The sequence below is a fragment of the Streptococcus sp. CL5.50 genome, assembly GCF_049738015.1.
GTDB lineage: Bacteria > Bacillota > Bacilli > Lactobacillales > Streptococcaceae > Streptococcus > Streptococcus mitis_CA.
On the sequence record NZ_JBKOTR010000001.1, the window covers coordinates 154,468 to 168,113 of the forward strand.

Genomic DNA, 13,646 nt, shown 5'->3' on the forward strand with positions numbered 1-13,646 from the left:
TTTCTCCCTTTCTACTCATCTTGAATTGTAATACGATACTGAACACCTGCTTGCTCCGCAGACTCTATAGTAATAGCATAGCGGTCCCCAAAATAGAGTACAAAACGCTCATGGATATTGACAATCCCGATAGATTGCTTTTGATCACTGTAACTGGCTTGGTGTTCAAAATGTCTCTGACTTAATTTTTCTCGAATACTTGCCAGTTTTTCAGCTGACATACCACGGCCATTATCTACCACTAAAATTTCCACAAAACCATCCTGTTTAAGAGCCTTGATGCTAATCACATTATCTGTCCGTCTGTGGTCAACACCATGCGCGAAATAATTTTCTACCAGAGGTTGTAAGGTAAACTTAGGAATCTTCATATTCTCCAACTCTGGATCTATCTTGAAACCATAGGCAATGGACTTGGGATAGCGAACCATGCAGAGATAGCTATATTTACGACAAAATTCCAATTCCTGTTTGAGAAGGGTTTCTCTTTCGTCAGAAATATTGTTCCGCAAGAGACTGCTAAACTCATAAATAATATCTGCCAATTCATCTTGACTCTGCATAACTGCGTACATGCGCAAGAATTCCAGCGTATTATACATAAAATGAGGATTGATTTGAGCTTGTAGAGCTCGCATATTGGCATCTTTTTGACTAAGTTCTAGCTGATAAATATCATGGATATTCTTTTCCAAACGATCCAACATATCATTGGTCGTCTCTGCGATTAGGAGCAATTCCTGGTCCTTTTCAAGCGTATCGATGCGGAGACCTTCCTCTCCTTGAGCAATAGCTTGAATGGAATCCACCAAATCCACTACCTGCTTTTGATAATTGGCAAAGGTCTGCCTCAAAGTCAGATAGAGAATAACAATAAAGAGCATGCTCAAGCCCACAATCAAAGCAGAGCTAGTCACTGTTCCTTGCAAAACAAAGTTTTTAGGAACTGCTACCTGAACCTGATAACCATGAGAGGTAAAACCGACAAACCAGTTCTCATGCTCCCTATTGACTCTCTCGCCAATATGAAAAATCTCCGTATCAAAAGGTGAAGTCACGGTAACAGCCATCGGAATATGACCTCGAGTATTGTCAATGGCATGATATAAAACTTCTGGATCCAAGGAGATGTAAATTACTCCTATAGATTGGTCCGTTGCTGGGTCCAGAACAGGAATCCCAAAACTATTGGCCTCCGGTTTAAAAGCCTCAGATGGCAAGACATGCCCACTTCTTTTATCCCTTGTTGACACATAAACTTCTTTAAAGTCCTGCAAGACGATTGCAACACCCGTTATATAGTCATTTTGGACATAAAGATCATCAATATTTTCATACAGAGAAATAGAAGTTGACGAAGCCGCTTGATGCTCTAACAGCCAATAAAAATACTCAGAAGTGGAGAGGCTAAAGTACTTATAAACCCCTTGTATACGATCTTGATTGGCTACTAAATCTTGTGCTAGCTGAGCTGACTCGCGATAATAATACTCCACCTCTTCGACTGTTCGAGTAGTTACACGCTGGGCTACTCTCTGGGCTTCCTTTTCCCGTGAATCCCAGTCAGCATAGGAGAGTAAGATTGCAAAACTCGCAATAATAATGATCATAACTGAACTGTAGGTTCGCAGAAGCGTATGTAGCCAAAACTGCTTCATTCTATTTTGTCGCCAATTTTTCATGGATACTTTCATAGACCGGTTCCAACATATCACTGATAAAGAAATGCCACATCCCAATTCCTACAAAGAAAAGTAGGGCAGGCATATAGTAACCAATTGCCACAAGTAGCACTGTCCCAAGGAGAACCTTGCCCACAGCTGCTAAGCTCATAAAGATGCCAATCAAGGATAGTTTGAGACTATTTCGATAGGACAAATCAAAATAAACTTGTAATTTCAAAGATACTGTATAAGCCAAAAAGATCAGGGCAACTACTAGGACATTCAAAAAGGTCGCAATCAAATGAATAATAGTCTGATGAGGCAATTGAACCAAGAGATACAGGCCATAGACCAAAACTAGATCCACCCCTAAAAAGCTATAGAAAATCAGGTTGCTTGAGACGAAATTTTGCTTATAAAGAGACCACGCCTCCTTCAAACTGTATTCCCGAAAGCTATAACCATGTTCTGCATATAGGCTCATCAAGGTGGCACTAGCCGGCGCTAGACCAAGGATAATCCCTCCTGCTAAAGTTAATAGCCAAAAGAAGGCTGTCGCAATCATCCCTAAAAAGAAACGATTAAAGACAAAGTCTAAAAATCTCCCCATGATATCCTCCTAAAAATAACTATGAAACTATTATATCATATTTCAAGCGTTTTCAAAAACTTCTAGTATCCATTTACAATCCCATCAAACCATGGTAAAATGAGAATTGTGAAAAAATTATCAGGAGACAATTCATGAAGAAATCTATCTTAACTACACTACTTTTTGCAGTTCTTTACTTCCTCTCCATGGGGATTGGTGTCCTTTTGGGCAATCTCTTTGATCAAACTGGAAACATGTTTTATGCGCCTGCCTTTACTGCCCTTGTCGGCGGTAGCGCCTATATGATTCTAATCGCAAAAGTTCCGCGTTTTGGAGCCATTACCACTATCGGCCTTGTTATTGCCCTCTTTTTCTTGGGAACTAAACACGGTGCCGGTGCCTTCCTTCCTGGCATTATCTGTGGCCTCCTAGCAGATGGAGTAGCTAGCCTAGGAAAATACAAGGACCAAACAAAGAATTTCCTTTCTTTCGTTATTTTTGCTTTTAGCTCAACTGGTCCAATCTTGCTTATGTGGATTGCGCCCAAAGCCTATATGGCTACCCTTCTGGCAAGAGGAAAATCTCAAGAATATATCGACCGTATCATGGTTGCTCCAAATCCTGGAACCATCCTTCTATTTGTTGCAAGTGTAGTCATCGGAGCCCTATTGGGTGCCTTGATTGGACAAGCCTTGAGTAAAAAATTTGCGCAGAAAATCTAGTCAATAAAAAAGAGCCAGGCGGCTCTTTTTTATTTATGGCTCAAGACTTAGTCAAGAAATCTCCCAAGAATTGGATTGCAAAGATAATCAAAATGATAATAATGGTTGCCAAAATCGTCACATCGTGATTGTAGCGGTTAATACTCAATGAAAATCAAAGAGCAAACTAGGAAGCTAGCCGCAGGTTGCTCAAAACACTGTTTTGAGATTGGAGATAAGACTGACGAAGTCAGTTACATATACCTACGGCAAGGCAAAGCTGACGTAGTTTGAATTTGATTTTCAAAGAGTATAAATCCATAAGCGATGGCTACGTTACCAATACCACCAGCTCCAACTGCTCCCGCCATAGCTGTTTCCCCAACAAGGGAAATCAAGGTCACAGTCGTCACACGGATCAAATCTGGAAGACCTTCTAGTAAGTCTGAGCTTTCTCGGTTAAAATTTTTTACCTGAAAAACTTCCTTTTTCTAGTGATAAAATCAACCCTATCACACTCACTACCAAAAACACCCACCAACAAAGCCTGATATCTTGTAAAGCTAAGAAGGAAAATACAGACATTCCCAAGGGTAATGTTAGGGAAAAAATCATACTCAAAAGATTATTACTTCTAGCTAATACATCCGCGCTCAAATTAGACAGTAACAAAGTATCTAATTTAGGCATTGATTTCGACATCAAATACATGACAAAGGCTAAGCAGGCAACACCTACTAGAGGAGAGAACTCTAAAATATTAGCAGTAGCCAGCAAGACAAACAGAATTGCATTGAGCGATAACAAGCTTGAAAAAGATAATTTCCCAAAATAACCATTTGGGGTTAGGCTACCAAGAATAGCTCCTCCCAAGCTAACACATTCAATTAAAAATAGGGATTGAGCATAACTGAGATGATAGATAGTATGGTCTAATAAGTAAAAGTGATAAATACCTCCAACAGCTCCTCCCAAAGTATTCATCACCAAAATGACAAGTATAATTTTAAGCAATGATTTACTTTCTCGCTGTCTAAAGATAGCATCCATGTCCGCATAGATTGCCTTAACTTGTTGAAGTAAACTAATCGACTTATTCTCTACACTTACAGACAAATGCGTCAATTCTCTTCTATTTTTGAACAAAATGAGAGAAGATAGTAAAAAGAAACCAGCATTCACAATTGCAACAAAAGAAAAATTTTGATGACTGGTTGTGAGTAGCCACACTCCTAAGGCTTGACCTCCTAGATTTGATAAATAGGAAACAAACTGAGTAAAGGAATAAGCTTCATAGAGCCTATCTTCCGAAATGTTATGCTGGATAATCGGCATACGCAGGCCTGCTGTATAATCTGATAAAATATCCGAACAGATATTAACCATACAGATAAAAGCAAACGTTACGAAGTTCTGGTCATGAATCACACTAGCAATCAAAAGAAATAGTAGACTTTGCACACAACCAACCCAGATAATTGTCCTTGCTTTATTCCGAGTATGATCAGCCTTAATTCCAACATAAAAAGTAAATAGGAAAGGTAAAATCGTAATCATATTCGCCATAAATACTGCTATATTTTTAAAGGGTAGACTCGCAGCATAAACAATAAATACCAGATTATAAATATAAGCTCCACTTGAGCTCAAAAACCTTGATAAGGTAAGTATCCTAAATAAATGGTGGTTTAAGAACAGTTTCATAACAGGCCTTTCTCACATTTCAAAGAGTATTTCATTGAAACCAGTCTAACAAAAAAAGCGGGACTCCCCACTTTTTTGTAATATATTTTTTCTGCAAATAGAAACTCTAGAGCCTAGAAACTACTAATTATCAATCCACCTACAAGCCTATTTATTTTTCGTCAATCGATGTAATGAGAATATATTACAAATCTTCATTTGAGAGCTGATTTGCAAAATAGTTTTCATAATATCTTGCACCATCTACATATTCTAAATCTTGTAAGATTGCAATGCCTCTCTGGATTTTTTCAAGACCCTTATTTTTTACATTAAAAATAGTATCATAATACCCTTTAGCAATCATATAAATGATTTTAAGATAAGCTTGAGATTCTGGCAATTCTCGTTTTTCAATCTGAAAAACAAAATAGTCTGCTTTTAATTTATCCTTTTCCTCTATCGCTTTAAAGAGTCCATTAATTAAAATGGTGTCAATACCAACTTTGTTACTAGGTAAAGAGCCTAATAAATCTGTCTTTTGTAACATCTCCCTAGAATATTTAAAATAGAGGGGCAGAGGAAACAAAGTAGAAATAGTTGAAAATAGTTCTAATTCATAATTTCCCCAGATATCAATAGTAAAAAAATAGTCATAGAGAAAAGTCAGTTCTTCATCCGTTGCCCTGATTTCTGAAGCAAAAAACACAAGAAGGCTTTTGATACGAATCATTTGTAAAAGATAGCTCTTTTCACCACTTAATCTATACTTTTGAGTCGTCTCTTCATACAAGGAGTGTAGAGAATCAATCCCTTCTCTATCATATAGTTCCCAGAGATTTTCTTGAAAAGCCAAAATCTTTTTCTGAGAAAAACCACGTACCAAGTACATAAATTCATTCAAATCAGAGTGGATATTATCTAAGGCAGCAATCAATTTCATAGATGATAAGTCTGCTTCTCCACGCTCAAATTTGCTCAGCATGGAATAAGTAAACTCTCCTCCCGTCGCCTCCTGTAGAGATACATTCCGACTCTTTCTCAATTCTTTAAAAACTTCTCCCAGATTTTGCATATTGACTCCCCACAATTCTTAACTCTCTAACTCATAAAAGCGACGATTGATAGCAACCAGTACAGAGCATTTTAAGTCTTGACTATAACGACAACTCCTATGAATGATGTACAGATTGCCTAGTTCTTTTTATTTATGGCTCAATTTCTTAGTCAAGAAATCTCCCAAGAATTGGATTGTAAAGATAATCAAAATGATAATGATGGTTGCCAAGATGGTCACATCGTGATTGTAGCGGTTAAATCCATAAGCAATGGCTACGTTACCGATACCACCAGCTCCAACCGCACCAGCCATAGCTGTTTCTCCAACAAGAGAAATCAAGGTCACAGTCGTCACACGGATCAAATCTGGAAGACCTTCTGATAGGTAAACACCTACGATATCCCAGAATGTCGCTCCGCTAGCTTGAGCCGCCTCAATGACACCGCCATCCAGCTCAGCCAAGACAACCTGCACCTGACGGGCAAAGAAGGCAAAGACCGCAAAAGATAGGGGTACAATAGCCGCATTTGGCCCGATACTTGTCCCTACGATTAGGTGTGAGAAGGGTGACAAGACTGCCAAGAGAATGATAAATGGCACCGCACGGAAAATAGAGGTAATCTTATCCAAAATCCAGAAAACGACCTTATTTTCCAAGACACCACCTGGCGCTGTCAAGACAAGGAAGAGACCTGCAACTAGCCCCAAGAACCCTCCGATAATGAAGGAAAGAACTGTCATATAGAGGGTTAGGTAGATGGCTGTTCCCCAGCCTGCTTGACCAGCCCAGCCCATTTTATAGACATTTGGCAAATAGGTTTGAATCAATGATTCCATCTTACTGTCCTCCCTTCAATACTTTTAGTTGTACACCTGCTTGACGAATGGCTTCTTGGGCACCTGCCAACGCTGCTTTTTCACCTGACAAGACCACAACCAATTCTCCAACAGGAGTACCATCGAGGATTTCAATATTTCCATAGAGGATATTAGCCGTTACTTGATAATGCTTGTACAATTCATTCAAAAGTGGCTCGTCTGTTGAAGCACCTGCATACTTGAGTTGCACTAAAAGACTGTTTTCAGACAAATGTTGTACGATTTCTTGCTTCTCAATTTTGACCATAGCTTCATCAATTCCTGTGGCTGTTGAGATAAAGTCTTGAGTCAAAGGCTGTTTAGGATCTGAGAAGATTTCAAGGACGCTGCCCTCTTCAATCAAATGCCCATCCTGCATGACTGCCACACGATTGGCAATGTCTTTGACAATCTGCATTTCATGCGTAATCAAGACAACCGTCAAGCCTAATTTTTGGTTCAAATCTTGCAACAAGGCCAAAATCTGCTTGGTTGTCTTAGGATCAAGGGCAGAAGTTGACTCATCTGAAATCAAGATTTTTGGATTATTTGCCAAGGCACGCGCAATGGCCACACGCTGTTTTTGCCCTCCAGATAGTTGTGAAGGGTAGTTTTCAGCACGGTCTGCCAAGCCAACCAAGTCCAATAACTTGGCTACTTTAGCCTTCTTTTCTTCCTTGCTGAGTCCAGAGTGTTTAAGGGCAAAGGCTACATTCTCCTCTGCTGTCTTTTGGCTCATCAGGTTAAAATGCTGGAAAATCATTCCAATATCTTGACGTTTACGACGCAACTGCTCGGCCGTCAAGGTCACCTTGCCATCAAAAATCACATCGTCATCAATGGTAATTTTCCCTGCAGATGGCTTTTGCAAGAGATTAATCACCCGTACAAGGGTTGATTTCCCTGCTCCAGAATATCCAACGATTCCGTAGATATCCCCTTCTTGGATGTGAATGGTCACATCCTTGACCGCTGTGATGGTTCTCTTCTTTTGGTGAAAAGTCACATCGATCTGATCTAACTTGATAATATCTCTACTCATAGCTTCTAATCAGCTCCTCTACTAATTCAATATGGGTGTAATAATCGGCGATTCGCACATTTTCATCCCCACCGTGGTCTCGACTATTAGCATTTCCTAGACCGAAGGCCACCATTGGTACCTCTAGGGCGTCAAATACCGTATGCATAGGCCCTGTTCCAGCTGTAGTTGGCAAGACTGAAACGCCCTGTGGATAGAATTTCTTGGCCAACTCAATCACATTGAGAATGGCTGGCGCGCTCATATCGCTTCGATAACTCATCTCTCCCAAGGTATAGTATAATTCTACCTTATCAAAACCATTTTTGTCTAGCTGTTTCCGAATTTTTTCCAGAACATCATGCGGTTCTAGACCAGGAACCAAACGAACCTCTAGCTTAGCACTGGCTTCTGCTGGCAAAATCGTTTTAACCCCTTGTCCTTGATAACCTGACTGAATCCCTTCGATATTGAGAGCAGGTTCAAAAAAGAAACGTTTTAGAAAGGCTGCGCGGTCCTCTTGTAAGAGAGGCAATTCCAAACCATAAATCTGGCTGATTTCCCCTGGATTTCGTTGGGCATAGGTATCCACTAAGGCCAATTCACGTTCATTTGGCTCTTGAACTTCTTCGTACAAACCTTCAACCAAGATACGGCCATCTGCGGCACGAAGAGACTGTAGGGCTTGAAGGAGATACCAAGGAGCTGATTCCACAACTCCTCCATAACTAGAGTGGATATCCACATCCGCACTTTTTACCTTGGCATCAAAGGTCACAATCCCCTTATTTCCACCAGAAATTTCTAACTGCTCCAAGGCATTCTTGGTCCCTTGTTCCCAGACCAACAAATCTGCACCACGGAGTTTATCCGCATGCTTTTCTAGATACTTATCTAGGTCTGTTGAAGCCGATTCCTCCGCTCCCTCCATGATAAAACTGATATTGACAGGCAAATCATCATGGTGCTGCATGTATTTTCTCAAAGCACTCAAACGAGCTGTGATATGACCCTTGTCGTCATCAACCCCACGCCCATACATGAAGCCATTGCGCACTGAAAGAGTAAAGGGATCCTCTGTCCAGATCTGATCCCCATCCGCTGGCACAGTGTCATAGTGGTTATAGAAAATCAGAGTCTTAGCATCTGGACGCGAACTCTTGAAATGCGCCATGACAAAGGGAGCCGTATAAGTCTCATCAATCTCCACTTCAGCCCCAACACGTTTGAAAATCTCACCCAGATAGTTAGCAACTTCTTTGAGCCCCACCTGTTGGGCAAAGACCGACTTCTTAGAAATCAAGGTACGCAAAACCTCAAAATAATGCTGGGCCACATGATCCTTTTCAAATTTTTCAATCTGTTCTTGTTCGCTAGGAAAAACCATATTCTCTCTACCTTTCTATGAACCTATAGTCTTCTTTACAATCCATGCTCTATACAAAAGCAAGAGGTGGAATTTTCTCTCCCACCTCCCTGTTTCTTATTACCAAACTGGTTGATCCAAACCGTCTGATGTTTCTTCGATAACTTTTTTCACGTCATCTGTGTGGTAAGCTGCGATCACTTTCTTGATAGCATCAGCCTTAGGTGATGTTTCCCAATCTTTTTTCGCAACGATGATGTTGTACCATTGTTTTGAGTTTTCATCAGCTTGTTCTTTGAAAAGTGCTTTCTTGTAGTCCAATTTTGCTTCTGTAACGAAGGTATTGTTTACAACGGCAGCGTCAACTGATGACAATGAACGAGCTGTTTGGCTAGCGTCCAATTCAGTGATTTTCAAGTTCTTTGGATTTTCTTTGATGTTGGCAACTGTTGCAAGAGCAGTTCCAGAAACATCCAATTTAATCAAGCCAGCTGATTGAAGCAAGTAAAGTGCACGACTTTCGTTTGTAGCGTCGTTTGGTACAGCGATTTCTCCGTTTGCTGGGATGTCTTCTACTTTAGTGTACTTGTTGTCACTTCCATTCAAACCTGAGTAAAGACGGATTGGAGAGATGTAAGTATCTGCAATCGCTACAAGGTCTTTTCCGTTTTCTTTGTTCCAGTTGTTCAAGAAGTTATAGTGTTGGAAAGCGTTCAAATCTACTTCGCCATCAGCAGTTGCCTTGTTTGGTTGTGAGTAGTCTGTGAACTCTGTAAATTCCAAAGTAATACCGTCTTTTTTAACTAATTCTTGAACTTTATCCCAACGAGCTTCTTCAGAACCGCTACGGTTAACAGTTGCGATTTTGATAGTTGTTGCATTGTCTGCTTTCTTTTCTGAGTTTCCGCAAGCTGCAAGAGCCAAACCTGCGACTGTAGCAAGGGCTGCTACACCAAGCCATTTTTTAATTTTCATGATTCTTTCTCCTTAAAAATAATACCGTACTAGTATCTCACAATTTGTTTGATTTCACAAATTGTTATTAGATAATCAGATATATAGTTTAAAACTATATACTTAAAAATTGAGAAATCACCCACCTGATTCAGAATGGATGATTTCAAAAAATTATTTAATATCAGCTTCTGCTGGTAGGTAAGTGTCTCCAAAGAATTGTTTAGACAACTTTTCAAGAGTTCCATCTTTGTAGAGTTCTTGGATACGTTTGTCTACAAATGTTTTCAACTCATCTTGACCTTTGGCAAGAAGTGGGTAAACGTAAGGTTGTTGGTCGCTTGGAAGTTCGATAACTTTCAAGTTGTCCAAACCTTGGTTCTTGATGACTGTTTCAACACCGATTTTATCAAAAATTTTATAGTCAAATTGTCCATCACTCAAACGTCCCATAATTTGTTGGAAATCTGCCTTAGTATAGTTCAGGATAGTTGGGTTATCTGCGTGTTGTTTGTTATATTCTTCCAACTGTTTAGCTGATGTAGTAGCTTGAACAATCTCTGTCGATTTTCCACCGATATCAGCGAGAGACTTGATACTAGAGTCATCTTTCTTCACTACAAGGACATTAGGGTTTTGGGCAATTGGTGCGGCATATAGGTATTTCTCCGCACGTTCTTTAGTGTAGCTAAGATTGTTGACAGCCATATTGTAACGGTCAGCGTCAAGACCAGCAAAGACACCTGACCATTCTGTCTTTTCAAACTTGACATCATATTTGTCAGAATCTTTAAAGATAGCGCGAACGACTTCAATCTCGTAACCAGTCAATTCACCATTTTCTTCATAGATAAATGGTTTTGGTGAGCCATTGGTTGCAACGATAATTTCTTTCTTGCTAGCTGCTTCTCCTTCTTTCTTAGCACCACCTGAACAAGCTGCTAAAACACCTGCAGCAACAAGGCCTAAGGCAGCAAGAGATGAGTATTTAACGATTTTTTTCATGTCATTTCCTCCAAAATAGAATACCTTATAATCTTAACAGAAAAAGAGCATTTCCGCCATTATATGATATCTATCTCTGTGATAGGTTTTCTTTATGGCTAATTTATACTCAATGAAAATCAAAGAGCAAACTAGGAAGCTAGCCACAAGCTGTACTTGAGTACGGTAAGGCGACGCTGACGTGGTTTGAATTTGATTTTCGAAGAGTATTAAAAGACCAAACGCAAGACTGCAGTTAAGACCACTCCAAAGAGAACTGTTCCAACTAGATTGCGGTAGCGAAAGGCTACCCAAGCCGTTGGAAAGACTGCTAAGAAGTCCAGCCATTTGATTTGAGGAAGACTCCCAACCTTGCCTGTCACTACGCTTGAAAGAATCAAGGCAAAGATAATAGAAACAGGCAAGAATTTCAAAAAACGCTCAACGATTGCAGGCAAGCCCTTATACTTGACCAAGATGAAGGGAATCATACGGGGAATCCAAGTCACCAAGCCAGAGAAAATAACTGCTAATAAAAGATACTTACTGACCATCTAAAACCACCCCCATTGTACAACCTAGCAAGGTCGCAAACAGAACAGCTAGCGACTGAGACACCACTGTTAAGAGTAAAAAGAAGGACACCGCAACAACTGCTAGGATAATGAGCAGATTGCGGACAGGAATCCGTCTTTGCATAATCTGGAATTGCGAAGCAAAAATTCCAATGAACATCCCAACCAGGGCAAAATCCAAGCCAAAGATTTCTGGATTTGGCAGCAGACCACCCAGAGCCGTTCCGACAACTGTTCCCACAAACCAAGCCACATAGCTGTTGAGATTGTTTCCGTGCATCCACATCGGATTGACCTTGTCTGTATGGGCTAACTCGCCCATCAAAACGCCATAAGTCTCATCCGTCAAGAGACTAGACATACCGATATTTTGCCAGAGACTGGTATGACGGAAATAGGTTGACGCATGCAAACTCAACAAAAAGAGACGCAAATTAATCAAAAAGACCGTCATAGCAATAGCTGCCACAGGTGCTTGAACCGCAATCAGTGCCAACATGGCAAACTGGGCACTCCCAGCATAAACAAAGAGGCTCATCAAGCCCATCTCAACAGGTGTCACATAGGGCGCACCAATAATCCCACAGGCCAAGCCAATACTGACATAACCAAGGGCCGTTGGCATGGCCGCCTGCGCCCCCTCCCAAAATCCTTTTTCTTTCATCTTTCTCCTCATATTGTCTTAATAATACTCAATGAAAATCAAAGAGCAAACTAGAAAGCTGGCCACAGGTTGCTCAAAACATTGTTTTGAGGTTGCAGATAGAAGCTGACGCAGTTTGAAGAGATTTTCGAAGAGTATAAGTAGGCTGAAAAGGCTCCAGCCATAGCATGGACTATTATAACACATTCAGGAAAGAGAAAAAAGTCTGCTGATTGTAATCAGACAGACTCCATTTTATTCTTATTTAATCTTGAAGAATTGAACAATTGCCACAATACCTTGATAAATAAAGACAAAGGCAATGGTGTAACTAATATAGAGACCGGTCATCAATGGGTGTCCCATCATGATTAAACCTGCTACGATTCCTAAAATCCCCATCCAAACTAGAGGGGTACCTACCGATTTATCCGTCTTACGAACCTTGAAACCAACGATAGTTTTTGTAATACCATTTGTCAAGGCCCATAAAGAAATGATAAATGGTACAAATGTTACCATTTCAATAAAGCTACCTGAGAACAAGGTAAGAGCGAGGATGAGGGTAACAATTCCTCCAAATAAATTCCAGCCATGCTTTTCTTCTGATTTGAAGTATTGTACAATCTCAGAAATCCCTTGAACTGCAAATACAAGTGCAAACCAGAAAGTCATGGAAGCCAAGCTAATAAGAGGATGTGCAAACATATTAAAACCTACAAAAACTGCAAAAATACCCGCAATTAGTAACAACCATTTCCAAATTTTCGACATTATTTTTCTCCTTTTTTAGAGGAATCTTCCTCTAGTATTCCATAAATCATCATATCCAAAACCTGTGATAATTGATGTTCATATCCTGAAACCAAGTCAGGCAAACTGCTATCTGACGAAACAGTTAAATAATAGGAACGAAACATATCCTGAATCAATCGCAGATAGTCCATAGCTCGTTTCTCATCAATATGCTCTTTCAGTTTGGATTCTGATATAAGTTTTTGACAAACTTGTTCATTCAAGTCCAAAAAGATAGCTTTTGGATTCTGATATAAGTTTTTGACAAACTTGTTCATTCAAGTCCAAAAAGATAGCTTTCTGTGGTGCAATGTCTGCTTCCAATTCTTCTGGTGTCGCAATCATTGCCTCAAAGAAAATGTGGCTATGTTCTGGGTATTGCTGATAAAATTGGTGACGTCTTTCCATATAATCAGCTAAGGAGGGCACTTGACCTTCCACCCCCAGAAACACTGCCAAAGCTTTCTCAAAACTCTCCTAAAAACAAGTTAGATAGAGGTCTGATTTCCCTGAAAAATTATGATACAAAACTCCTTTGGAAATACCATCCACTTTACAAAGTTCATTGATGACAAAACCTTGATAGCCTTTTGTAGCAAATTCAAACAAAGCAGCGGTAATGATTTTCTCTCTTCGTAGTCTTGTTTTTTCTTCTTTTCTCATGTATTTATCTCTACATTTTTTGATTATAAACCGATTGGTCTGAAATGTCAAGCAACTTTCTCAAAAATTTAACAGTCTGCTGATTGT

At 39.9% G+C, this 13,646-nt stretch carries 16 protein-coding genes and 2 pseudogenes; 1 reads left to right on the top strand and 17 read right to left on the bottom strand.

Features of this window, described 5'->3' with window-relative positions; translation table 11 throughout:
• Positions 1–11: 11 nt before the first annotated feature.
• Together ACLNCV_RS00790 and ACLNCV_RS00795 are read right to left on the bottom strand one after the other, a co-directional pair.
• Positions 12–1,682, bottom strand: coding sequence for a sensor histidine kinase (locus ACLNCV_RS00790; protein WP_424844776.1), 1,671 nt, complete (start codon positions 1,680–1,682; stop codon positions 12–14).
• Positions 1,660–2,274: a YesL family protein gene (locus ACLNCV_RS00795; RefSeq protein WP_261050649.1), complete on the bottom strand. Its 615-nt coding sequence runs from the start codon at positions 2,272–2,274 to the stop codon at positions 1,660–1,662. Before ACLNCV_RS00795 ends, ACLNCV_RS00790 begins: the two co-directional genes overlap by 23 nt.
• Before the next feature lie 134 nt (positions 2,275–2,408).
• On the opposite strand from ACLNCV_RS00795, the gene ACLNCV_RS00800 reads away from it, so the two are divergent.
• Positions 2,409–2,978 carry an MptD family putative ECF transporter S component gene (locus ACLNCV_RS00800; RefSeq protein ID WP_261050650.1) on the top strand — a complete coding sequence of 190 codons (570 nt, stop codon included), beginning with the start codon at positions 2,409–2,411 and terminating at the stop codon, positions 2,976–2,978.
• Positions 2,979–3,007: 29 nt separating this feature from the next.
• On the opposite strand, the pseudogene ACLNCV_RS00805 reads toward ACLNCV_RS00800, so the two are convergent.
• From ACLNCV_RS00805 to ACLNCV_RS00875, 15 genes and pseudogenes are all read right to left on the bottom strand, one after another.
• Positions 3,008–3,117, bottom strand: a pseudogene (locus ACLNCV_RS00805) (ABC transporter permease); the annotation flags it as partial.
• 154 nt (positions 3,118–3,271) lie between these two features.
• A pseudogene (locus ACLNCV_RS00810) lies at positions 3,272–3,400 on the bottom strand (ABC transporter permease); the annotation flags it as partial.
• A 16-nt stretch (positions 3,401–3,416) separates the two neighbouring features.
• On the bottom strand, positions 3,417–4,661 hold the full coding sequence (locus tag ACLNCV_RS00815; protein ID WP_125454343.1) for a transporter: 1,245 nt from the start codon (positions 4,659–4,661) through the stop codon (positions 3,417–3,419).
• Positions 4,662–4,845: 184 nt separating this feature from the next.
• A complete protein-coding gene (locus ACLNCV_RS00820; RefSeq protein ID WP_049500708.1) occupies positions 4,846–5,715 on the bottom strand; it encodes a helix-turn-helix domain-containing protein in 870 nt (289 codons plus the stop codon).
• Between the two features lie 129 nt (positions 5,716–5,844).
• Positions 5,845–6,537: a methionine ABC transporter permease gene (locus ACLNCV_RS00825; protein WP_000444649.1), complete on the bottom strand. Its 693-nt coding sequence runs from the start codon at positions 6,535–6,537 to the stop codon at positions 5,845–5,847.
• 1 nt (position 6,538) lies between these two features.
• The gene (locus tag ACLNCV_RS00830; RefSeq protein WP_424844777.1) at positions 6,539–7,600 is read right to left on the bottom strand and encodes a methionine ABC transporter ATP-binding protein; all 1,062 of its coding nucleotides are present in this window, start codon (positions 7,598–7,600) and stop codon (positions 6,539–6,541) included.
• Entirely contained in the window at positions 7,593–8,966 is a 1,374-nt protein-coding gene (locus ACLNCV_RS00835) for a M20 family metallopeptidase (protein WP_060627390.1), read from the bottom strand. Before ACLNCV_RS00835 ends, ACLNCV_RS00830 begins: the two co-directional genes overlap by 8 nt.
• 99 nt (positions 8,967–9,065) lie before the next feature.
• Positions 9,066–9,920 carry a MetQ/NlpA family ABC transporter substrate-binding protein gene (locus tag ACLNCV_RS00840; RefSeq protein WP_023948487.1) on the bottom strand — a complete coding sequence of 285 codons (855 nt, stop codon included), beginning with the start codon at positions 9,918–9,920 and terminating at the stop codon, positions 9,066–9,068.
• A 153-nt stretch (positions 9,921–10,073) separates the two neighbouring features.
• Entirely contained in the window at positions 10,074–10,904 is an 831-nt protein-coding gene (locus ACLNCV_RS00845; RefSeq protein WP_414367869.1) for an amino acid ABC transporter substrate-binding protein, read from the bottom strand.
• 209 nt (positions 10,905–11,113) lie between these two features.
• Positions 11,114–11,437 carry an AzlD domain-containing protein gene (locus ACLNCV_RS00850; RefSeq protein ID WP_000253937.1) on the bottom strand — a complete coding sequence of 108 codons (324 nt, stop codon included), beginning with the start codon at positions 11,435–11,437 and terminating at the stop codon, positions 11,114–11,116.
• Positions 11,427–12,122, bottom strand: coding sequence for an AzlC family ABC transporter permease (locus tag ACLNCV_RS00855; protein ID WP_000659743.1), 696 nt, complete (start codon positions 12,120–12,122; stop codon positions 11,427–11,429). The genes ACLNCV_RS00850 and ACLNCV_RS00855 overlap by 11 nt, the downstream gene beginning before the upstream one ends.
• Before the next feature lie 240 nt (positions 12,123–12,362).
• Positions 12,363–12,875 (bottom strand): HdeD family acid-resistance protein, encoded by a 513-nt coding sequence (locus ACLNCV_RS00860; RefSeq protein WP_000036821.1) that lies wholly within the window; start codon positions 12,873–12,875, stop codon positions 12,363–12,365.
• The gene (locus tag ACLNCV_RS00865; RefSeq protein ID WP_228111531.1) at positions 12,875–13,048 is read right to left on the bottom strand and encodes a hypothetical protein; all 174 of its coding nucleotides are present in this window, start codon (positions 13,046–13,048) and stop codon (positions 12,875–12,877) included. Before ACLNCV_RS00865 ends, ACLNCV_RS00860 begins: the two co-directional genes overlap by 1 nt.
• A 64-nt stretch (positions 13,049–13,112) precedes the next feature.
• Positions 13,113–13,355, bottom strand: a complete 243-nt coding sequence (locus tag ACLNCV_RS00870) for a hypothetical protein (protein ID WP_414367865.1) — start codon at positions 13,353–13,355, stop codon at positions 13,113–13,115.
• A gap of 18 nt (positions 13,356–13,373) precedes the next feature.
• Positions 13,374–13,559, bottom strand: a complete 186-nt coding sequence (locus tag ACLNCV_RS00875) for a TetR/AcrR family transcriptional regulator (RefSeq protein ID WP_414367863.1) — start codon at positions 13,557–13,559, stop codon at positions 13,374–13,376.
• Positions 13,560–13,646: the final 87 nt, after the last annotated feature.